The sequence below is a fragment of the Kitasatospora sp. NPDC024654 genome (assembly GCF_055559155.1).
In genome coordinates this window covers 126,457-145,826 of record NZ_JBVHLF010000009.1, presented here as the reverse complement: position 1 = coordinate 145,826, position 19,370 = coordinate 126,457, and the positions used below count along the sequence as shown (strand labels likewise).

At 74.0% G+C, this 19,370-nt stretch carries 12 protein-coding genes and 3 pseudogenes; 9 read left to right on the top strand and 6 right to left on the bottom strand.

Going from position 1 to position 19,370, the window contains the following annotated elements:
- Nucleotides 1–194 precede the first annotated feature (194 nt).
- The 4 genes from ACZ38L_RS08530 (at nucleotide 195) to ACZ38L_RS08515 (ending at nucleotide 4,437) form a co-directional block, all read left to right on the top strand.
- Nucleotides 195–1,652, top strand: coding sequence for a potassium/proton antiporter (locus ACZ38L_RS08530; RefSeq protein ID WP_465690612.1), 1,458 nt, complete (start codon nucleotides 195–197; stop codon nucleotides 1,650–1,652).
- Between the two features lie 345 nt (nucleotides 1,653–1,997).
- Nucleotides 1,998–3,266, top strand: coding sequence for an MFS transporter (locus ACZ38L_RS08525; protein WP_465690529.1), 1,269 nt, complete (start codon nucleotides 1,998–2,000; stop codon nucleotides 3,264–3,266).
- Nucleotides 3,267–3,396: 130 nt separating this feature from the next.
- A complete protein-coding gene (locus ACZ38L_RS08520; RefSeq protein ID WP_465690527.1) occupies nucleotides 3,397–3,744 on the top strand; it encodes an FmdB family zinc ribbon protein in 348 nt (115 codons plus the stop codon).
- A 291-nt stretch (nucleotides 3,745–4,035) separates the two neighbouring features.
- Nucleotides 4,036–4,437 carry a hypothetical protein gene (locus ACZ38L_RS08515; RefSeq protein ID WP_465690525.1) on the top strand — a complete coding sequence of 134 codons (402 nt, stop codon included), beginning with the start codon at nucleotides 4,036–4,038 and terminating at the stop codon, nucleotides 4,435–4,437.
- A 46-nt stretch (nucleotides 4,438–4,483) separates the two neighbouring features.
- On the opposite strand, the gene ACZ38L_RS08510 is transcribed toward ACZ38L_RS08515, so the two are convergent.
- The 4 genes from ACZ38L_RS08510 to ACZ38L_RS08495 all read right to left on the bottom strand — a co-directional run bounded on the left by ACZ38L_RS08510 (nucleotide 4,484) and on the right by ACZ38L_RS08495 (nucleotide 11,749).
- On the bottom strand, nucleotides 4,484–4,702 hold the full coding sequence (locus tag ACZ38L_RS08510) for a hypothetical protein (RefSeq protein WP_465690523.1): 219 nt from the start codon (nucleotides 4,700–4,702) through the stop codon (nucleotides 4,484–4,486).
- Nucleotides 4,703–4,834: 132 nt separating this feature from the next.
- Entirely contained in the window at nucleotides 4,835–6,508 is a 1,674-nt protein-coding gene (locus tag ACZ38L_RS08505; RefSeq protein ID WP_465690521.1) for a S53 family peptidase, read from the bottom strand.
- A gap of 526 nt (nucleotides 6,509–7,034) precedes the next feature.
- A complete protein-coding gene (locus tag ACZ38L_RS08500; RefSeq protein ID WP_465690515.1) occupies nucleotides 7,035–10,493 on the bottom strand; it encodes an AAA family ATPase in 3,459 nt (1,152 codons plus the stop codon).
- A 269-nt stretch (nucleotides 10,494–10,762) separates the two neighbouring features.
- Nucleotides 10,763–11,749, bottom strand: a complete 987-nt coding sequence (locus tag ACZ38L_RS08495; RefSeq protein WP_465690513.1) for a sigma-70 family RNA polymerase sigma factor — start codon at nucleotides 11,747–11,749, stop codon at nucleotides 10,763–10,765.
- A 378-nt stretch (nucleotides 11,750–12,127) separates the two neighbouring features.
- Between ACZ38L_RS08495 and ACZ38L_RS08490 the strand changes: the two genes are divergently transcribed.
- Nucleotides 12,128–12,940 carry a phosphatase PAP2 family protein gene (locus ACZ38L_RS08490; protein WP_465690511.1) on the top strand — a complete coding sequence of 271 codons (813 nt, stop codon included), beginning with the start codon at nucleotides 12,128–12,130 and terminating at the stop codon, nucleotides 12,938–12,940.
- A 407-nt stretch (nucleotides 12,941–13,347) separates the two neighbouring features.
- On the top strand, nucleotides 13,348–15,534 hold the full coding sequence (gene murJ, locus ACZ38L_RS08485) for a murein biosynthesis integral membrane protein MurJ (RefSeq protein ID WP_465690509.1): 2,187 nt from the start codon (nucleotides 13,348–13,350) through the stop codon (nucleotides 15,532–15,534).
- Here murJ and ACZ38L_RS08480 read toward each other — a convergent pair.
- Both ACZ38L_RS08480 and ACZ38L_RS08475 read right to left on the bottom strand, forming a co-directional pair.
- Nucleotides 15,492–15,899, bottom strand: coding sequence for a hypothetical protein (locus ACZ38L_RS08480; RefSeq protein WP_465690507.1), 408 nt, complete (start codon nucleotides 15,897–15,899; stop codon nucleotides 15,492–15,494). The genes murJ and ACZ38L_RS08480 overlap by 43 nt on opposite strands.
- Before the next feature lie 230 nt (nucleotides 15,900–16,129).
- A pseudogene (locus tag ACZ38L_RS08475) lies at nucleotides 16,130–16,573 on the bottom strand (PucR family transcriptional regulator ligand-binding domain-containing protein); the annotation flags it as partial.
- A gap of 180 nt (nucleotides 16,574–16,753) precedes the next feature.
- Here ACZ38L_RS08475 and ACZ38L_RS08470 point away from each other — a divergent pair.
- From ACZ38L_RS08470 to ACZ38L_RS08460, 3 genes and pseudogenes are all read left to right on the top strand, one after another.
- Nucleotides 16,754–17,110 (top strand): annotated as a pseudogene (locus ACZ38L_RS08470) (FAD binding domain-containing protein); the annotation flags it as partial.
- Between the two features lie 48 nt (nucleotides 17,111–17,158).
- Nucleotides 17,159–18,807, top strand: a pseudogene (locus tag ACZ38L_RS08465) (xanthine dehydrogenase family protein molybdopterin-binding subunit); the annotation flags it as partial.
- A 141-nt stretch (nucleotides 18,808–18,948) separates the two neighbouring features.
- A complete protein-coding gene (locus ACZ38L_RS08460) occupies nucleotides 18,949–19,368 on the top strand; it encodes a TOBE domain-containing protein (protein ID WP_465690505.1) in 420 nt (139 codons plus the stop codon).
- Nucleotides 19,369–19,370 lie beyond the last annotated feature (2 nt).

The window sequence follows — 19,370 nt, the reverse complement described above, 5'->3', positions numbered from 1 at the left end:
TCAGCTGATCACACCTCGGCCGTCCCGTCACACCGCAGTTGGCGGCGGCCGACCACCCCAACAGTTGTTCGCACTCCCTCCCGTGCCGCCCGCCCGTCCGTCGTCCGCGCCGCCCCCAGGGGCCGCTCCCGGCCGACACCCGCCCGCGACCCCGAGGTGCCCCTGCGTTGACCGTCGACCACCTGAACAAGCTCATGCTCGAATCGTCCCTGGTGCTGCTGGTCGCCGTGGTCGCGGTGCGGGTCTCGACCCGCTCGGGGCTGCCCAGCCTGCTGCTCTACCTGGGCATCGGGATACTGATCGGCCAGAACGGACTGGGCGTCACCTTCAACAACGCCGAGCTGACCCAGGTGCTCGGCTACGCCGCGCTGGTGGTCATCCTCGCCGAGGGCGGCCTGAAGACCAACTGGCGGGAGATCAAACCGGTGCTGCCGCCGGCCACCGTGCTGGCCACGGTCGGCGTGGGGATCAGCGTCTTCGTCACCGCCGCCGGGGCGCACTGGCTGGTCGGGCTGGACTGGCGGATGTCGCTGCTGCTCGGCGCGATCGTCTCGTCCACCGACGCGGCGGCGGTCTTCTCGGTGCTCCGGACGGTCCCGCTGCCGGCCCGGCTGAGCGGCCTGCTGGAGGCCGAGTCCGGCTTCAACGACGCCCCGGTGGTGATCCTGGTGGTCGCCTTCGCCACCACCGGCCCGTTCGACCCCTGGTACGTGCTGGTCGGCACGATCATCGCCGAGCTGGCGGTCGGCGCCGCGGTCGGCCTGGCGGTCGGCCGGCTGGGCGCGCTCGGGCTGCGGCACGTCGCGCTGCCGTCCTCCGGCCTGTACCCGATCGCGGTGCTGGCGCTCACCGTGCTCGCGTACGCCGGCGGGGCGCTGCTGCACGGGTCGGGCTTCCTCGCCGTCTACGTCTGCGCGGTGCTGCTGGGCAACGCCAAGCTGCCGCACGGCCCGGCGGTCCGCGGCTTCGCCGACGGGCTGGCCTGGATCGGGCAGATCGGCATGTTCGTGCTGCTCGGCCTGCTCTGCACGCCGGACACCATGGTCTCGGCGGTGCTGCCGGCCCTGGTGATCGGGCTGGTGCTGGTGCTGCTGGCCCGGCCGCTCTCGGTGGTGCTCACGCTCACCCCGTTCCGGCTGCCCTGGCGCGAGCAGGCACTGCTCAGCTGGGCCGGGCTGCGCGGCGCGGTGCCGATCGTGCTGGCCACCATCCCGCTGGTGGCGGACGTGCCCCTCGCGCAGCAGGAGTTCAACATCGTCTTCATCCTGGTGGTGGTCTTCACCCTGGTGCAGGGGCCGACGCTGCCCTGGCTGGCGAAGCGGCTGCGGATCTCCCGGGGTGCGCTGGGGCAGGACATCGGGATCGAGGCGGCACCGCTGGAGCACCTGCACGGGCACCTGCTCTCGGTCTCGCTCTCCCCGGCCTCCCGGATCCACGGGGTGGAGGTCAGTGAGTTGCGGCTGCCCGCGGGAGCGGCGGTCACCCTGGTGGTCCGGGAGGGCAGCAGCTTCGTACCGGACAAGACGACCGTGCTGCGAGCCAACGACGAGTTGCTGGTGGTGACCACCGACACGGCCAGCGAGGCCACCGAGCGGCGGCTGCGCGCGGTGGACGGCGGCGGCAAGCTCGCGGGGTGGCTGTACGGGCGGTGAGGCCGTCTCCGGGTCGTCGTCCGCCGTCCACCTTGCGTTGACAGGTGGATTGCCCAATAGGCCGTAACATGGAAGAGAGTACTATCAGTACAACAGATGTGTTATTGACAGACACCCGCAACATCTGCCTGATGCAGAGTTGGCGCGACCGCTCGGCGGCCGCGGTCCACGGCACCCTTGGCCCCCGCTTCCAACGACTCGGCCAGCCGGACCCCGGTATCAACCCCGGTCGACGCGCGAGAGGACGACTCTCGGCGCCGTCGGGGCACTTCCCACACCCGGCGCGCTACCAGGCAGCAGGAAGGACCGACCGTGGCGGCCCGCCCAACGGTCGACGACCCCGCTGTGCCCGCTCGCGTCGGGTACACCTCGCTTCTGCGCACTCCGCGTGCGTGGACGTTCCTCCTCCCCGCCTTCGCGGCGCGACTGCCCTACGCCATGCTCAGCCTGGGCATCGTGCTGCTGGTCGAGCAGACCTACGGCTCCTACGGCTCGGCCGGCGCGGTCGCGGCGATCTCCGCCGTGGCGCAGGCCCTGGTCGGCCCGCAGACCGGCCGGCTGGCCGACCGGTTCGGGCAGGCCGCCGTGCTGGTGCCGACCGTGCTGGTGCACGCCGTCTCGGTCGGCGCGCTGATCGCGCTGGCGCTGGGCCACGCGCCGCTCTGGACGCTCTTCGTGGCCGCCGCGCCGGCCGGTGCCACCATCCCGCAGATCGGCGCGATGGTCCGGGCGCGCTGGGTGGCCAAGCTGGCCGACCAGCCGCCGGGCTACCTGAACACGGCCTTCGCGTTCGAGTCGGTGACGGACGAGTTCACCTTCGTGGTAGGTCCGGTCATCGCCAGCGCCATCGCGACCGGAGTCTCTCCCTCCGCCGGACTGGTTGCCGAGGCGGCGCTCACCGTGGTCGGCGGACTGGCGTTCGCCGCGCAGCGCCGGACGGCCCCGGCCCGGCACCCCAAGGTGCCCGGCACCGGCCGCGCCTCGGCACTCGCCTCGCCGGGCGTCCGGCTGCTGGCCGGCACGTTCCTCGGGGTCGGCTCCGTCTTCGGGGGCATGCAGGTATCGGTGACCGCGTTCGCCGGGTCGGTCGGCCAGAGCGATCTCAGCGGCACGGTCTACGGGATCTTCGCCGGCGGCTCGATGCTGGCCGGGGCCTGCTACGGCATGGTCTCCTGGCGCCGGGCGGCCCGGCAGCGGATGCTGATCAGCTACGCGCTGCTGGTGCTCGGCTGCTCGACGCTCTGGGCGATGCCCAACCTGACCGCGCTGGCCGTGGCCGGCCTGGTCTGCGGGTTCGCCATCGCGCCGACCCTGATCACCGGGTACACGCTGGTCGAGTCGCTGGTCGCGGACGGCGCCAAGACCGAGGCCTTCACCTGGCTGACCGGGGCGATCGGGCTGGGGCTGGCGGCCGGCTCGACGGTGGCCGGGATGCTGATCGACGCTCACGGGGCGTGGACCGGGTTCCTGGTTCCGGTCACCGGTGCGGGCGCCGGGCTGGTGGCGCTGGTCACGTTGCGGCGGCTGCTCGTCGCGCCGGGGGCCGCGAGCCGTACCGTTGCCAAGGGCGGGGCCAGCCCGCAGCAGCAGCTCGCGAGGGTCGGGGAGGGCTGAGGGGCTCCGCACGCCTCCGCAGGGCCTTCACCTGGGCGCCCCGACCCGAAGCGCTGGACTGATCCAGCGGAATACCGCATCATGGACCGTCGTTAGCACTCATCAGGCGAGAGTGCCAGGAGGAAGACAAGTGCCCACGTACCAGTACCAGTGCACCGAGTGCGGCAGCGGCCTTGAGGCGGTGCAGAAGTTCACCGACGAGGCCCTGACCGAGTGCCCGCAATGCCAGGGACGCCTGCGCAAGGTCTTCTCCGCGGTCGGCGTGGTCTTCAAGGGCTCGGGCTTCTACCGGACGGACAGCCGGTCCTCCTCCAGCAGCTCGGTGGGCTCCGCGTCGTCCGCGTCGTCCGCGTCGAGCAACGGGTCCTCCGGGGCCTCGTCGAACGGCTCGGGCTCGTCCGCCGCGAGCTCCCCGTCGTCGGCCGGCTCGTCGGCCGCCGCGTCGTCGTCCTCCTCGGGCGGCTCCGCCTCGGCCTGACCGCGGCACCGCATTCGTCATACCGCAGGCCCCTGGTGGGTCGCCCCGGACGGGGTGGCCCACCAGGGGTTCTGTGCTGTTCGGGGGTGGCGTGGGCCAGGCGGGAGGCGCGGAGTTGTCCACACCCCCGGGGTTTTCCACAGGGAAGGGGGAAATCCGCCGGCCGTGGGGCGGGCAGGGCAACCTGATCCGGCAAGCGGTTCTTCGGGCGCGGCTGTTCGGGCGCGGTTCTCCGGGACTCGTTTGCTCTCCCCGTCGTGCTCTCCACCCAGTGAGGCGGTGCCGGATCCCATGTCCAGCGACCTGACCATCCACCCCAGCGGCCGACCGAGCGGTCCGGAAGGCCCCCTCGTCCTCGCCACCCCGCCGCCCGTACCGGCCCCCGTCCCGACCCCGGAGCCCGCCCCCGGCCCGGCTGCCTCCCGGCCGGCCGTGCCGCGCGCGCGGTCGTCCATCCCGCCGCGGCAGGTCGTCCACGACTTCGCACCGATCCGCTGCGGGGCGAGCCGGCGGTACCGCCTGTGGCAGGCGGTCCGGCACCGACCGGGGCTGCTGGCCGGCGGCCTGCTCGCCGCCGCGACGGCACTGGCCGTCGGCCCGGCACCGCCGGGAACGCCGCCACCCACCGCGCCGGCGAGCGCCCGGGCGGACGCGGCTGCGACCGGCTCACCGCGCTGCGCCGCCGGTCCCTGAGCTGGTCGGGCTGGTCGGCCGCTGTTCCGCTCGGCCGCCGTGCCGCTCAGCCGCCGTGGTGGGGCGGGCGCTGGCTCAGGTACCAGTCGAGGTCCCGTCCGCCGCTGCCGGAGTCGCCCCAACCGGCATCGGTGTCGTCCCGCGACGGGCGGCTCAGCGGGTCGCTGAAGACGAGCTTGGTGGTCTTCGGCGCGGTGGTCGCCCGCTGCTCCGCCTCCGGCGTCCGCCCGCCCGTCGGTTCCCGCTTCTCGTCCTGCCCAGCCATCGTCCCGCCTCCGGTCACTCGGGCCTCGCCCGTCCCCGTCCAGCCTAGGACGACCTCGGGGGCCGGACGACCGTCCAACCCCCGAGGTCGTGCTGCCGCGCTGCTGGCCGACTGGCCGACTGGCCGACTGGCTCAGCCGAGCTTGGCCTTGAGGAAGTTGGCCCCGTTGTAGGTGCCCCAACCGGTGACCTTGTCGTAGCCGGTGCCCGCGCTGTACGCCCCGTTGCTGCCGGACTTCACGTCGTGGAAGGCCGACGAGTAGGAGCTGGAGGAGGCCAGGTTGTAGATGGTGCTGTTCGCGAACCCGAAGGAGGGCTTGCCCTTGGCCTTGGCCTCGCTGTTGTAGACGGCCACGAAGGCCGCCCAGTTCGGCGCCGCCGCGCTGGTCCCGCCGAACTCGGCCCAGCTCCCCTGGCTGTAGACCGCCCAGCCGGTGGACGGGTCGGCGGCGGCGGCCACGTCCGGCACGTCGCGGAACTTGCCGGTGTTGACCTTGCTCTGGAAGCTCGGCGTGCTGAAGTACGAGGAGATCCCGCCGCCGCTGCCGCTCCAGGCGGTCTCCTTGCTCCACGCACCCGAGGAGGAGGTGGTCAGCGTGGTGCCGCCGACGCCCGTGGTGTACGGGTCGGAGGCCGGGAAGTCCACCGAGGTGCCGCCGTTGCCGGCGTCGTCCGAACCGTTGTCCCCGGAGGCCGCGAAGACCGACTGCCCCTGGGCGGCCGCCTCCTTGAGGTCCGCGTCCACCGCGACCCGGTTCGAGGCGGTCTCGTCGGCCTCGTCGGTTCCCCAACTGGTCGAGATCACCGGAACGTTGTCACTGACCAGCTTGGAGTAGACCGCCGTCTCCCCGGCATCGCTGTTCGGGGCCTCGTAGACCTTGACCGCCGCGCCGGGTGCCAGGGCCTGCACGACCTCGATGTCCAGCTCGACCTCGTCCTCGCCCGACAGGTCGGTGGTGCCACCGCCCGCGTTCACCACGGCCGGGGTCGACGGCTTGAGCCCGAACTGCTTGTCGTAGGTGCTGATGTTGGACTGGTCGAACGCCGAGAACTCCAGCAGTCCGATGGTCGAGCCCTTGCCGTTGTAGCCCGCGTTGATGGTGGAGGTGAGGTTGTACGCCGCCCGCGCGGTGGTCGGCGTCAGACCGGCGACCGGCGCCGCCTTGGAGGTCGCCGAGGAGGTGGACGGGGAGGCCGGCTGGGAGGCGGCAGCCTTCTGGCTGAAGTGGGTGAACTTGGCGTAGTCGTTCAGGCCGGCCACGTCGGTCACCACGGAGGCGATGTCCGCGGGCAGCTCGGGCGCGGCGGTGTTGGCGTAGTAGCTGCGGCCGTCCTTGTTGTCGCGGAAGGTGGCGAGGCTGGTGCCGAACGCCTTCTGCACCTGGGCCGCGGTGCCACTGGCCTCGATGGTGAGCCGGTTGGCGGTCACCCCGCCGACCTGCAGCCCCTGCGCGGCGAGGTAGCCGGAGACCTTGGCCACCGTCTCGGGGGTCGCCCCGAAGCGGTCGGCGAACTGGTCGACCGTCAGGTAGTGCTGGTACTGGGCGGAGTTCGGGTCGGAGACCTGGGAGAGGAAGGTGTCGAGACCGGCCACGTCCCGCTGGGCGAGGCTGACTGCCACGGATATCCGCTGTCCGCTCGCGACCTCACCGGTCCGGACCGAGTGGTTCACCGCCGTCACGACGTCGCTCTGCAGCGCGGCCGGCTGAGCGGCGGGCTGCGCGGCGAAGGCGGGCGAGGCGGCCAGCGCGATGATCGGCAGGGGCGCGGCAAGCAGCCCGATGACGGGCCTGATGCGGGACTTCACTGATGTCCTCCTGGGACGGCGCGATCGGCTGCGGGTGCCGGCTGGCTCGCTTCGCTCCAACTCGGCTCCCCGGACCGGGAGTGGATGACTCAACGCTAGATTTGGCCAGCCACCGTCAAAAGAGGGGTATCCCCTGCTGTTTGTGTGTCGCGGTCATGTCCGCCGATGCCCGCGAGGTGTGCGAGAGCTGGTTGACGCTGCGCGGTGGGCGGTGGGCGGTGAACAGGGAGCGGGCTCTGACGGGGATGTGCCCGAATGAGCGGGAGGCACAGCGCGTGCGGGGTGGGGTGAGGTGGAGCACCTGCGAGGGCCCGGGCACGGTCGGTCGCTCAGTGATCCGCTTGGCGGCAGCAGTGGTTGGCGCCAGAGGCGACCCGGGCGCGGGAACTCGGTGGTCTGGCCTACGGCGGATCAGGTTGATGCCAAGGACGGCTCGGGCGCGGGCACTCGGCGGGTCCGCCCCGCGGCAGGGCATGGCTGCAAGCCGAGGCGGCGCTGGCTCCCTCAACGATCTGGCCGGCGTTGGTCAGGGGTTGGCCGCCAGGGCTCGGGCCAGGGCTGTGCGGGAGCGGACGCCGAGCTTGCGGTAGACCCGGGAGAGGGTCCCCTCCACCGTCTTGACACTGACGAAGAGGGCTGCGGCCACCTCTCGGTTGGTCGCGCCGTCGGCGGCCAGGCCGGCGACCCGGTGCTCGCTCGCCGTCAGGCCGGCCCCGTCCGGACCGGACCAGCCGTTGGACTGCTCCAACCGTTCCAACTCCCGTTCCACCCGGGCCAGCAGCGGGAGTGCCTGCCGCTCGGCGCAGATGTCGCGCGCTTGGAGCAGCGCCTCGCGGGCGGCGGAGCGGTGGCGCGAGCGACGTTCGACCGTGCTGAGTGCGACCAGGGTTCCGGCGGCCTCCAATGGCAGTCCCGCGCTCAGCAGCCGGTCGGCGGCCCCGCGCAGCCGGGCGGCACCCTCGCGGACCTGACCGAGGCCCGCCCGGACCAGGGCCTCCGCACGGTCCAGGGCGGCCCGGGTGCCCGCCCCGACTAGCTCGGCGACGAGTTCGCCGGGGAGCTCGCCGGGGCGGGGGTCGGCCGGGTGCGCGAGAGTGGGTGCGGTGGCGGTGGCGGTGGCGGTGGGGAGGGTGCGGCGGCGCGGTTGCTGTGGCTCGCGGGCGGGTGGGGCGGCAGGGGCGCGGAGGTCGGGTGGCCCCAGGAAGTCGGGTGGGTCGACTTCGACGGGCTCGGGGCAGGACAGTTCCAGCCGGCGGGCCTCGGCGATCACCTGCGCGGCTTCTCCGTACTCCCCCAGGGCGACCAGGCCCTCGGCGAGCGTGCCGAGGCGCCGTAGGGCGGCCGCGTCCGCCAGGCCCGACTCCGTGCTGAGGCGACGGGCCTCCTGGAGTGCCTCGACACCTGCCGCCACCGCCGTGGAGTTGGCACGCAGCAACTGGGCCTCGCCCAGGACCCCGAGGGCCGCGAGCTGGTGCCGGCGGTCGCCACGCGCGGTCGCCGCCGAGGCGGCCCGGGCGGCGGCGTCGCAGGCCCGGGACGCCTGGCCGCCGGCCAGCTCGGCGACGGCGATCGCGTGCAGGGCGAGGGCGGTCAGCGGGCCCGGGGTGGGCTGGTCGACGAGCCGGCCGGCGGGGTGCGTGGTCGAGGCGGCGGGCGGCGAGCTCAGCTGTTCACCGGAGCTCGCGAGCAGTTCGGCGAGCCGGGTCGCCGAGGCGAGGGCGGACGCGGCCGCCCCGTCCGCGGCCTGGGCCCGCACCAGCAGGGCCAGTGCCCGGACGGTCTCGGTCAGTCCGCCCTCCCGGTCCGCCCGGGCGAGCAGGGCGACCGCGCCGGCCACGGCGACCGACGGCTGGTCCGCCGCCAGCTGGAACGCGAGCCGACGGTGGCTGAGGTCCCAGGCCGGAGCGGCCGGAGCGGCGGCGCGCGCGAGGGTGCAGGCCTGGGCGAGGGTCCGCTGGGACAGGTCGGATTCGCCGCGTTGGGCCTGGATGGTGGCGAGCAGGCCGAGGCCGGCGGCGAGGCGTTCGTCGTCCTCCGCCGCGCGCGCCAGTGCGACGGCGGACTGGGCCTCTCGCAGCGCCTGCTCGGTCCGCCCGGCCAGCAGCGCGTGCTCGGCCGCGCAGTGGCGCAACTCCGCTTCCAGCGCGGTCCCTTGCACCGGGGCGTCGCGTACCTCGGCGATCCCCGAGGCGATCAGGACCAGTGACGGGTCCACGACGGTGGCGGAGCGCAGCGCGATCACCCGGGCCCGGGTGCGCAGCGCGAGGACGGTGGTGGCGGCCCGGGGGATGCCGCACGGCGCCGGTGGTCGGACGACGGCACGGCTCGTGCTCGGCGCGGCCCCCGGCTGGGACGCCGGCGAAACCGCGGGTGGCAGCAGGGCGACCGCCCGCGGCGCACCCGGCACGGCCGCGCCGGACTGCGCCGGTGCGGCCATCGGCTGTTCGATCAGGCGGGTCAACAGAGTTGACGGCACGGCCGCGCCCCTGGACCGGCCGGGCGCGCGGGCCGGTGGCTCCGGGGTGGTGGTGGCCAGGACGGCGTGGGCGAGCTGTTCGGCCTCGTCGAAGTGGCCGGCGTCGTGGGCGTACTGCGCGGCGGCCAGCAAGCGTTCCGCGCGGGGGTGCGGCGTGGGGGCGTGGCACGCCTCGAGTGGCGTGTGCTGGACCGCGAGGAGTGCCAACTCAGCTGCCCGGCCGGCCCGGCCGGCGGACCGAGCCCGGGCGGCGGCGGTCGCGAGCCGCGCCGCCGTGGGCTCGTCCGGCCCGCCGCCGCCTGCCAGGGCGCGCAGGCGTGCCCGCTCGCCCGGATCAGCGGTGACCGCGGCGAGGTCACGACGAGCCGCCGCGAGCTCGGTCGGCGGGGTTTCGGCCAGCAGCACGGCCTGGACCAACGGTTCCACGAATCGCAGCACCCGGCCGGCCGACCCCCCGTCCGCCACGGGCGCGTCCGGCGGGCACCGGCGGTCGTCCGGCGGGGCCAGCTCGATCAGGTCGGACCGGAGGAGCGCGACGAGCACCGGCTCCGGATCGTCCCAACCACCGGCCGCCCGCAGCTCGGCTGGCGTCGGCCGGGCGCCGACCGCCACCAGCAGCAAGGCCCGGCGCGCCGGCGCGGCGAGGCGCGGCAGCCGCTCCCGGACCTCGCGGCGCAGCACGGCCGGCAGCGGGATCGGCGTCGGAGTCAGCCGCGCCCCGCCCGACGGCACGTCCGTGCGGGCGAGTTCGAGCGCGTACCGGGGGTTGCCGGCGGCCAGGGACTGGACGTCGCGGAGGAGGGCGGCCGGCAGCGGGGCGAGCAGTTCGGCGACCGCGCTGGGAGCGAGCAGGGGCACGGCGAGCCGTACGGTCTCCGGCGGGCAGACCCCGGCGGCGTCGGCGGATCCCACGTCCGCCAGGGCGGTGCGCTCGGTGGCGAGCACCCGGATGCCCAGCCGCCCGGCCCGGCGCAGCACGAAGCGGAGAACCTCCGCCGTGGGCGCGTCCAGCCACTGCAGGCCGTCGAGCACCAGCAGCAGGCCCCCCGCCCGGGCCCCGGCCACCTCCGCCTCCGCCAGTGCCCGCAGGACGTGCAGCACCCCGACCCGTAGCGCCAGGCGGTCCGCCGCCCCCGACGGCCGCCGGCCGCGCAGCAGGGCCGCGCGCAGGGCCGCGCGCGGAGCGTCGGCGAGTGGGTTGAGCAGCGCGTCGAGCCGCTGCTCGGGCAGCCCGCCGAGCAGGTCGTTCAGGCCGACGTACGGCAGCTCGCGCTCCTCCCGGGCCGGCGCGCAGTGCAGCACGGTGGTGCCCGCCCCGACCCACTCGACGGCCAGCGCGTCCGTCAGCGCGCTGCGCCCGATCCCGGCGGGCCCGGTGAGCAGTACCGCCCCGGTCGACCACAGCGCCGCCCGGGCGGCCCGTAGGACGGACTCCCGTCCGACCAGACCGGTCAACCGGTGGCCGCCCCGGTGCCCGTCGCCGCCTCGCCCCGTCCCGTCCGCGCGCATCTCGGACCGCCCCTCCCGTGGACCCCGCACCACCAGGCACCCGCCATGACCCTGACACCTCAGAGCAGGCGGATGTTCATCTTCAGCCCCGCACCCGGTGGCCCGTCAATGCATTCGACAGCACCGGTGCGGACACGAAACGTAGAGTTCACACGGCTTGACCGGGCGTGACGAGAAGTCAGAACAGCCGGCCCCCGGCGCGCGCCCCGGGACGGTCGACTGGCGAACGGAGGACGGGGACGGAGACGGGAGGACGGATCGGACGGCGATCAGGCGGCTTCGAACCCCGAGTGCCCCGCGATCTTCTTCAGCTCCGCCAGCGCGTGCTTCTCGATCTGCCGGATCCGCTCCCGGGTCAGCCCGTGCTGCTTGCCGACCTCGGTAAGGGTGCGCTCGCGCCCGTCCTCCATCCCGTAGCGGGAACGGATGATCGAGGCCGTCCGGTCGTCGAGCCGCCCGATCAGGTCGTCCAGCTCCTCCCGGCGCAGCATGACCAGCACCGCGTCCTCCGGCGAGACCGCGCCGGTGTCCTCGACCAGGTCGCCGAACTGGGTCTCCCCCTCGTCGTCGACCGCCATGTTGAGGCTGACCGGGTCACGGGCCCAGTCCAGCACGTCCTTGACCCGGGCCTCGGTGGTGTCCAGCTCGGCGGCGACCTCGGCCGGCTCGGCCTCCCGGCCCAGCTCCTTGGACTTCTCGCGCTGCACCCGCCGGATCCGGCCCAGCTCCTCGACCAGGTGGACGGGCAGCCGGATGGTCCGCGACTGGTCGGCGATCGACCGGGTGATCGCCTGCCGGATCCACCACGTCGCGTACGTCGAGAACTTGAACCCCTTGGCGTAGTCGAACTTCTCGACCGCGCGGACCAGGCCGGCGTTGCCCTCCTGGATCAGGTCGAGCAGCGGCAGGCCACTGCGCGGGTAGCGCCGGGCCACCGCGACCACCAGCCGGAGGTTGGACCGGATGAAGACGTCCTTCGCGCGCTCGGCGTCGGCGGCTATCGCCTCCAGTTCCTCGTGCGTGACGCCCTCGGGGAGCGCGGACCCGCCGTGCTCGGCCTCGTCCAGCAGGTGCTGGGCGTAGACGCCGGCCTCGATGCGCAGCGACAGCTCGACCTCCTCGGCGGCGTCGAGGAGGGGCGTCCTGGCGATCTCGTCGAGGTACATGCCGACCAGGTCGCGGTCGGTCTCAAGGTTGGTCGGGCGGGCCGTACGAGTCCGGTCGGCCCTGTCGCGAACGACGGCACGGGTGGCCATGCTTGCTCCTTGCTGATGATGCCGGAACTGGCTCTCGGCGACGACACGCCTCCTGACGTGCGACCCGAAGGTCTCGCACGTAACGATCCAACGTGCAGATTCCGGACAACATTCCCAAGTCCGCACAGATTCTTCGGGAGATGCAGTATCCTGCCCGTTTTCACCCCGACCATGGACGCACGGTGACTGATCCGGCACCTGACGTGGCGGATCGCCGAGCACTCACAGGGGTCGCACACCGCACGGGCCGGGTTCGCCGTCAGAAGTCCCAACGCGGGGACGGGCCGAATCGATCCCCGCCCCTCCAAGCGCAAGAGATGCCAAATCGCTATACATCCCCCATCGGAACGACTCGCCCCGCGGGGAAGGTGTTCAGCCATGCACCTGACGAGTCCCAGCAGTCCGCGCCCACAGCGCGTCCGGCTCCCCCGCTACGCGGCGATCGCCGGTGGCGCGGCCCTGCTCTTCGGACTGCTGCTGACCCTGGTCGACCACCACTGGGGCCCGCTGGCCCGGCTGGACCAGGGCTGGACCGGCGGCCTGCACGACGTCGCCCGAGGCCACGCCGCCTGGACCGCCTCGCTGCTGACCATGACCGCCCTCGGCGGCCCGACCGCGATGCGGATCCTGCTCGCGCTGGCCGCCGCCTGGCTCTGGGCGATCGGCGCCCGCACCCTGGCCGGCTGGACCGCGGCGCAGGCCGTGGTCGGCTGGGCCGCGCACCGGGCCGCCGCCGCCCTGATCGCCCGGCCGCGACCTTCCTTCGCCGACCCGGTGGCGCACGCGGCCGGCCCGGCCTTCCCCTCCGGGCACGCGACCGCCTCGGCGATCACCACCGCGGCTCTGGTCGCCCTGGTCTGGCCACGGGCCCCCCGGTCCGGTCGGATCGCCGCCTGCGCGCTGGCGGCCGGGGCCACCGTGCTGATCGGCTTCACCCGGGTCGCGCTGGGGGTGCACTGGCCGAGCGACATCCTGGGCGGCTGGTTCCTGGCGGTCGCGGTGCTCGGCTCGACCACCGTCGTCGTCGAGCTGCTCCGCCCGGGCGCGCTCTCCCGCGACGTCCGCCGGGTGGACTGGCGAACCAGACCGCGGGTGCAGAGCGTCCTCGCCTCCACGGTGCCGTTTCCGGAGTTGCCACCCCCCGGGAAGCTCCACGGGGAGTTCGAGGCGAGGGACTCCGACCGGCGGTGAGATACCTCACACGAGTGGTCCGGTGGGTCAGCGGGAGAGAAGAGGACAGTGCAGTACCAGCCGTGCCAGTCCGGGCGTAGCCAGGACAAATATGGAGCAAATCGGGCAATTGGCAGAGAATTTCGGCCAAGTTCACCTGACTGCCCCTCGGTCGGCCTGGCTGGATCGGGCGCTGGAGATCTCTGCCACATGGCACCGGACTCCACATCGAGTGCCCAGGTAGGGCAGACTGCTACGCCTGGGCATAGCCATGCCCGGAGCGGGGGAACCGGGCACGACGGCACGGCGACCGCCGGTCGTCCGGACCCCGCGCCAGCACGGCGGGTCCGCAAGCCGACCACCCGCCGCGCCCGCACTGCGGCAGCCCCGCAGCAGCACCTGCCCAGGCACCGAGCGACGGGGGTCCGATGACCACGCACACGTCGGGGGAGCCGTACGGTTCGTACGGCCCGCCCGAGTCGTACGGGTCACCCGGAGCGCAGGGGGCCTACCCGCAGGAGACGGCCTACCAGCAGGGGTCCTACCCGCAGCAGGACGGCTACGGCCAGCAGGGCGGCTACGGAACGCCGGGGCCGTACGGCTCGTACGGCCCGCCCACCGGCTACGGGCCGGCCGAGGCCCACCCCGTCCCGCCGCAGCAGCGGCCCTCCCCGGTCGCCCCGCCGGCGCAGCCCGTCCGGCCGCCGCACGACGACCAGCCCACCATGGCCCTGCGCCCGATCCCGGCCCAGGGCTTCGGTCCGGCCGACCCCTCGTACGCACCGCCTGCCGAGCAGCTGCCGGGCCAGCGCGGTCCGGCCGAGCAGCCCGCCCCGCAGCAGGAGCAGCCCGGCAAGGCCACCTCGGACGGCCGCAACGGCCTGATCATGGCGCTCGGCACGTTGGCCTCGCGCGGGCTGGGCTTCGTCCGCGCCTCGATGATCGTCGCCGCGCTGGCCACCGGCCCGCTGGGCGACTCCTTCAACGTCGCCAACTCGCTGCCGAACACCGTCTACATGATGCTGCTCGGCGGCGTGCTGGCCTCGGTCTTCGTCCCGGAGCTGGTGCACGCGGCGCAGACCCACAAGGATGGCGGGGTCGCCTACACCGACCGCCTGCTCACCCTCTGCCTCGTCGCCCTGGTCATCCTGACCGCCGCCACCTGGCTGTTCGCCCCGATGGTGGTCGACCTCTACTCGCACTTCCCGGGCCCGCAGCGCGAGCTGACCATCGCCTTCGCCCGCTGCTGCCTGCCGCAGATCTTCTTCTACGGCGTGTTCACCCTGCTCGGGCAGGTGCTGAACGCGCGGGACAACTTCGGCGCGATGATGTGGGCGCCGGTGCTCAACAACGTGGTGTCGATCGCCGTCTTCGGCCTCTACATCGCCACCGCGCACGGGGTGCACGACATCGGCCGGGTGACGAGCGGCCAGGTCGCGCTGCTCGGCTGGGGCAGCACGCTGGGCATCCTGGTGCAGACCCTGGGCCTGATCCCCGCGCTGCGCAAGGTCGGCTTCCGCTGGCGCCCGCGGTTCGACTGGCGCGGCGCCGGCCTCACCAAGCCGCTGCGCTCGGCCACCTGGGCCCTGCTGCTGGTCCTGGTGACCCAGCTGGCCTTCGCCGTGATCACCCAGCTGAGCACCGGCGCGGGCACCCTGGCCGAGAAGGCCGGGATCAAGGCGGGCCTCGGCAACTTCGCGTACACCAACGCCTACAACCTGTTCGTCATGCCGCAGGGCGTGATCACCATCTCCCTGGTGACCGCGATCCTGCCCCGGATGGCCCGCTCGGCCACCGCGGGCCGGCTGCAGGAGATCGGCGCCGACATCTCCCAGGTGCTCAAGAACTCGGCCGGGATGATCATGACGGCCACGGTGCTCTTCATCGCGCTCGCCTCGCAGATCTGCAACCTCGCCTACCTGCACGGTCTGGCGACCCCCGCGGACACCTGGGTCATCGCCCAGCTGCTGATCGCCTTCGCGATCGGCCTGCCGGCCTTCTGCGCCCAGTACGCGCTGGCGCGTGGCTTCTACGCGCTGGGCGACGCCCGCACGCCGTTCTGGCTGACCGTGGTCAGCTCCGGGACCAACGCGGCGCTCTCCGCCGTCGCGTACTTCGCGCTGCCGCCGCGCTGGATCGTGATCGGCATGGCCTTCGCGCAGTCGGTGGCCTGCGTGGTCAACGTGGTGATCACCGGCCGGGCGCTGGGCCGCCGGCTGCGCCGCGGGGCTCCCGTGCCACCGGAGCCCGCGTCCACCGGCTCGCCCGAGGAGACCATGGTGCTGCGCACCCCGGTCACCACTCCCCCGATCGTCCGGACCGGGCGCAGCGGCCTGGACGGGCGCCGGGTCTTCGGCCTGCACCTCGGCCTGCTGCTGGCCTGCCTGCCCGGCGCGTTCGTCGGGCACTGGCTGGCCGCCCAGTGCAACGGCCTGCTCGGTTACGGGATCCCCGGCAACCTGGTCGCCCTCGGGGTCGGCTCGGTCGCCGTGCTGGCCTCGCTCTTCCTGCTCGCCCGGGTGTTCGGCGCCGGCTCGGCGGTCGCGCCGCTGGCCCGCAAGCTGCGGATCCCCTACCCGGAGCCGGCCGTCCTCGCCGGCAAGCACCGCCGCTGAGGCCCCCGGTCGGGAGCCCAGGGCGCCTCCAGCCCGTCGATCCGGGCGACCAGCGGAACCAGCGGCCCGTCCGGCGGCAGGCCGCAGGCGGCCAGCGCCTCGGCGAGCTCGGCGGGGTGCGCGGGGGCGTCCCCGGCGAGCAGCCGGGCGAGCCGGCCGGCCGGCCGCCGGCGCTCGGCGGCCTCGCCGCGGGCGCGGGTCCAGAGTGTGGCGAGCACGTCGGCCAGGCCGTGCAGCACGGTGGCGGAGACGGTGGCCGGGCCGTGCGGGTAGAGGTACCAACCGTCGAACGGGGTCTCGCCGCCGGTCCCGACCGGCAGCGCGAGCCCGGCGGCGCCGTCCGTCCCGGGCAGCGCGCGCCGCACCTCCTCCGGCGCCGGGTCGGGCGCGCCGCCCGAGGTGGCGACGGTCCGGCCCGAGGCGGCGACCAGCGAGCACGGCCCGCAGCCCGCCGGGAGACCGCCCGGTCGAGCACCACGGCCGGCGGTGCGCCCGAGTACATCAGGTCGACCAGCTCCCGGCGGGCGGTCCCCGGCACCGCGGCGGTCCCCGTCCGGCCGTGCAGGTCGCCCCAGAGCCGCAGGTAGATGCGGTCGGTGACGGCCCGGAAGCTCACCCCGGGCGGCACCGAGAGCAGCGGGATCCCGTGCACCCGGCAGGCCTCCACCAGATCGGCCGGCACCTCGCCGTGCGTTCCCTCACCGGCCAACAGCGCGGCCACCCGGGCGCTGCGCAGCGAGGTGGCGAAGCGCAGCGCGAGGGCCCGCGCGTCGGGGTGGCCGGGCTGCCACCAGACCAGCCCGGAGAGCACCAGTTCGCCGGGTTGCAGGTAGCGGGCCGGATCCTGCAGGTCGGTCGAGGTGACCCCGGTGACCCGGCGGTCCAGCAGTTCGGGGGTGCCCCAGGCCAGTGCGAGCCGCAGGTCCGCCACCCGCAGCAGGTCCCCGACGATCACCGGCCGCTCCTCGTACCGTGCGCCCGGCGCGGCGCCGCACCCGGCCAGCCCTCTTAGCAGCCAGGGACTCAGGTGCTCCTGCATCGTAGATGCCAGCCTGAACAGGCAGAAAGCCTCTTTGGTCAATCATCCACATCGCGGACTCGGGGCTGGTGCCCGGCACCACTCGTCCGGGCCGCGCGGCCGTTGCTTCAATGGCCGCCGGGCGCCGTGACGAGGCCGGGCCCGCACCCCCACGACGAAGGCACGAAGGTGGTGAGGCCGATGGACCTGTCCACGGTGACCGAGATCAGCACGGCCTGGCGCGGCCGGGCCTGGCGGCCGGGGGACGCCTGGCTGGCCGGCGGGACGTACCTGTTCTCCGAGCCGCAGCCGCACCTGCGCCGGCTGCGCGACCTCGGCTCGACCGGCTGGCCGGCACTGCGCGAGCGCCCGCAGGGCCTGGAGATCGCCGCCACCTGCACGGTCGCCGAGCTCTCCCGCTACGCCCCGCCGGCCGCCTGGGCGCACAGTCGCGAGCTGATCGTCCGGTGCTGCCGCTCCTTCCCCGCCTCGTTCAAGATCTGGAACATGGCGACCGTCGGCGGCAACCTGTGCAACGCGCTGCCGGCCGGGCCGATGATCTCACTGACCGCCGCGCTGGAGGGGGTCTGCACGTTGCAGGCGCCCGACGGCGGCCGGCTGGTGGTGCGCTCCAGCACGCAGACCCCGTTCCTCACCCGGCGGGCCATCTGCGCGCTCTTCGACCTGCCGGAGGAGAAGGTCCGGGTGCGGGCGGGCCGGGTCGGCGGCGGCTTCGGCGGCAAGCAGGAGATGCTGGTCGAGGACCTGGTGGTACTGGCCGCCCTGAGGACCGGCCGGCCGGTGAAGCTGGAGTACACCCGCCCCGAGCAGTTCACCTCGGCCACCACCCGGCACCCGTTCAAGGTCACCGTCAAGGCCGGCGCCAGACACGACGGCACGCTGACCGCGCTGCAGCTGCGGGTGGTCTCCAACACCGGCGCGTACGGCAACCACGGCCCGGCGGTGCTCTTCCACGGCTGCGGCGAGTCGCTCTCGGTCTACCGCTGCCCGAACAAGAAGGTGGACGGCTGGGCGGTGTACACCAACACCGTGCCGGCCGGCGCGTTCCGCGGCTACGGCCTGGGCCAGGTGGTCTTCGCCATGGAACAGGTGATGGACGAGCTGGCCCGCCGACTCGGCATCGGTGCGGCCGAGTTCAGGGTGCGCGACATCATCGGCCCGGACGACCACGTGGTCACCCCGGGCGGCGAGGAGGAGGACCTGCACATCGCCAGCTACGGGCTGGACCAGTGCCCGGAGATCGTCCGGCGGGCCGCCGACGAACCCTGGGACCACCAACTGGTGCCCGAGGGCTGGTTGATGGGCCAGGGGATGGCGATGTCGATGATCGCCACCGGGCCACCCGGCGGCCACATCGCCGATGCCCGGCTCACCCTGCTCCCCGACGGGACGTACGACCTCGCCGTCGGCACCGCCGAGTTCGGCAACGGGACGACCACCGTGCACCGGCAGATCAGCGCCGGCGCGGTGGACACCGCCCCCGACCGGGTGGCGATCCGGCAGTCCGACACCGACGTGGTCCGACTCGACACCGGCGCGTTCGGCTCGACCGGCACGGTGGTGGCCGGCAAGGCCGTGCTGAAGGCCGGCAACGCGCTGGCCGAGCTGCTGCTCGGCTTCGCCGCCGAGCACACCGGCACCCCGGCGGAGCGCTGCCGGCTGGTCGAGGACGCCGTGCTCTGCGGTGAACGGCGGCTCGCGCTGAAGGAGTTGCACGCGGCGATGGTCGCGGCCGGCCGGGACACCGGCGCCGACGGGCACTGGGGCGGCACCCCGCGCTCGGTGGCGTTCAACGCCCAGTGGTTCCGGATCGCCGTCGATCCCGACAGCGGCGAGCTGCGGATCCTGCGCAGCGTGCACGCGGCCGACGCGGGCAGGGTGATGAACCCCGATGCAGTGCCGCGGCCAGGTCGAGGGCGGGGTCGCCCAGGCGCTCGGCGCCCCCCTCTTCGAGGAGGTCCGGGTGGACCGCCGGGGCGAGGTGGAGACCGCCGCCTTCCGCCGGTACCACCTGCCCAGCTACGCGGACACCCCGCACCGAGGTGCACTTCATGGAGACCGCCGACGCGATCGGGCCGTTGGGCGCCAAGTCGATGAGCGAGAGCCCGTTCGACCCGGTCGCCCCCGCGCTCTTCAACGCGGTCCGGGACGCCACCGGCGTGCGCTTCACCAGCACGCCGCTCGGTCGCGACGAACTCTGGCTCGGCCTCCGGTCGGCTCGACCGACCGGGTGATCACCACGGCCCCCGGACCGCGTCCGCCAGTGCCGCAGGCCGGCTGTCGTCGCAGCTGAGAGGGGACGGCCCGGGCACCTCCCACGAGCTGTCTACGGTGGGTGTGGCAGGCCCCCGCGAGCAGATCGAGGTGTTCCGGCGATGACCCTGAGCATGCGCAACCAGCTCTCCGGCACGGTGCTCTCCGTCACCGAGGGGGCGGTGATGGCGACGGTCCGGGTCCGCACCGCGAGCGGTCGCGAGCTCACCTCGGCGGTGACCACCGACGCGGTCGCCGAGCTCGAGCTCACCGCGGGCGCGCCGGTCACCCTGCTGGTCAAGTCCACCGAGGTGTCGCTGGCCACCGGGTCGGTGGACGGCCTGAGCATCCGCAACCGGATCCCCGGCACGGTCAGCCGGGTCACCACCGGCGGCGCGATGGCCACCGTCAAGGTGACCGTCGAGGACGGCGAGCTGACCGCGGCGGTGACCAGGGACGCGGTCGAGGAGCTCAACCTGGCCACCGGCTCCCCGGTGACCGCGCTGGTGAAGTCCACCGAGCTGTCGCTCGCCTCGGCCTGAGC

What these genes read in the sequence shown, in the direction of transcription:
- ACZ38L_RS08530 (WP_465690612.1), top strand. Translation starts at nt 195, where the DNA reads ATGCTCGAATCGTCCCTGGTGCTGCTGGTCGCCGTGGTCGCGGTGCGG.
- ACZ38L_RS08515 (WP_465690525.1), top strand. Translation starts at nt 4,036, where the DNA reads ATGTCCAGCGACCTGACCATCCACCCCAGCGGCCGACCGAGCGGTCCG.
- ACZ38L_RS08510 (WP_465690523.1), bottom strand. Translation starts at nt 4,702, where the DNA reads ATGGCTGGGCAGGACGAGAAGCGGGAACCGACGGGCGGGCGGACGCCG.
- ACZ38L_RS08500 (WP_465690515.1), bottom strand. Translation starts at nt 10,493, where the DNA reads ATGCGCGCGGACGGGACGGGGCGAGGCGGCGACGGGCACCGGGGCGGC.
- ACZ38L_RS08495 (WP_465690513.1), bottom strand. Translation starts at nt 11,749, where the DNA reads ATGGCCACCCGTGCCGTCGTTCGCGACAGGGCCGACCGGACTCGTACG.
- ACZ38L_RS08490 (WP_465690511.1), top strand. Translation starts at nt 12,128, where the DNA reads ATGCACCTGACGAGTCCCAGCAGTCCGCGCCCACAGCGCGTCCGGCTC.
- murJ (WP_465690509.1), top strand. Translation starts at nt 13,348, where the DNA reads ATGACCACGCACACGTCGGGGGAGCCGTACGGTTCGTACGGCCCGCCC.
- ACZ38L_RS08460 (WP_465690505.1), top strand. Translation starts at nt 18,949, where the DNA reads ATGACCCTGAGCATGCGCAACCAGCTCTCCGGCACGGTGCTCTCCGTC.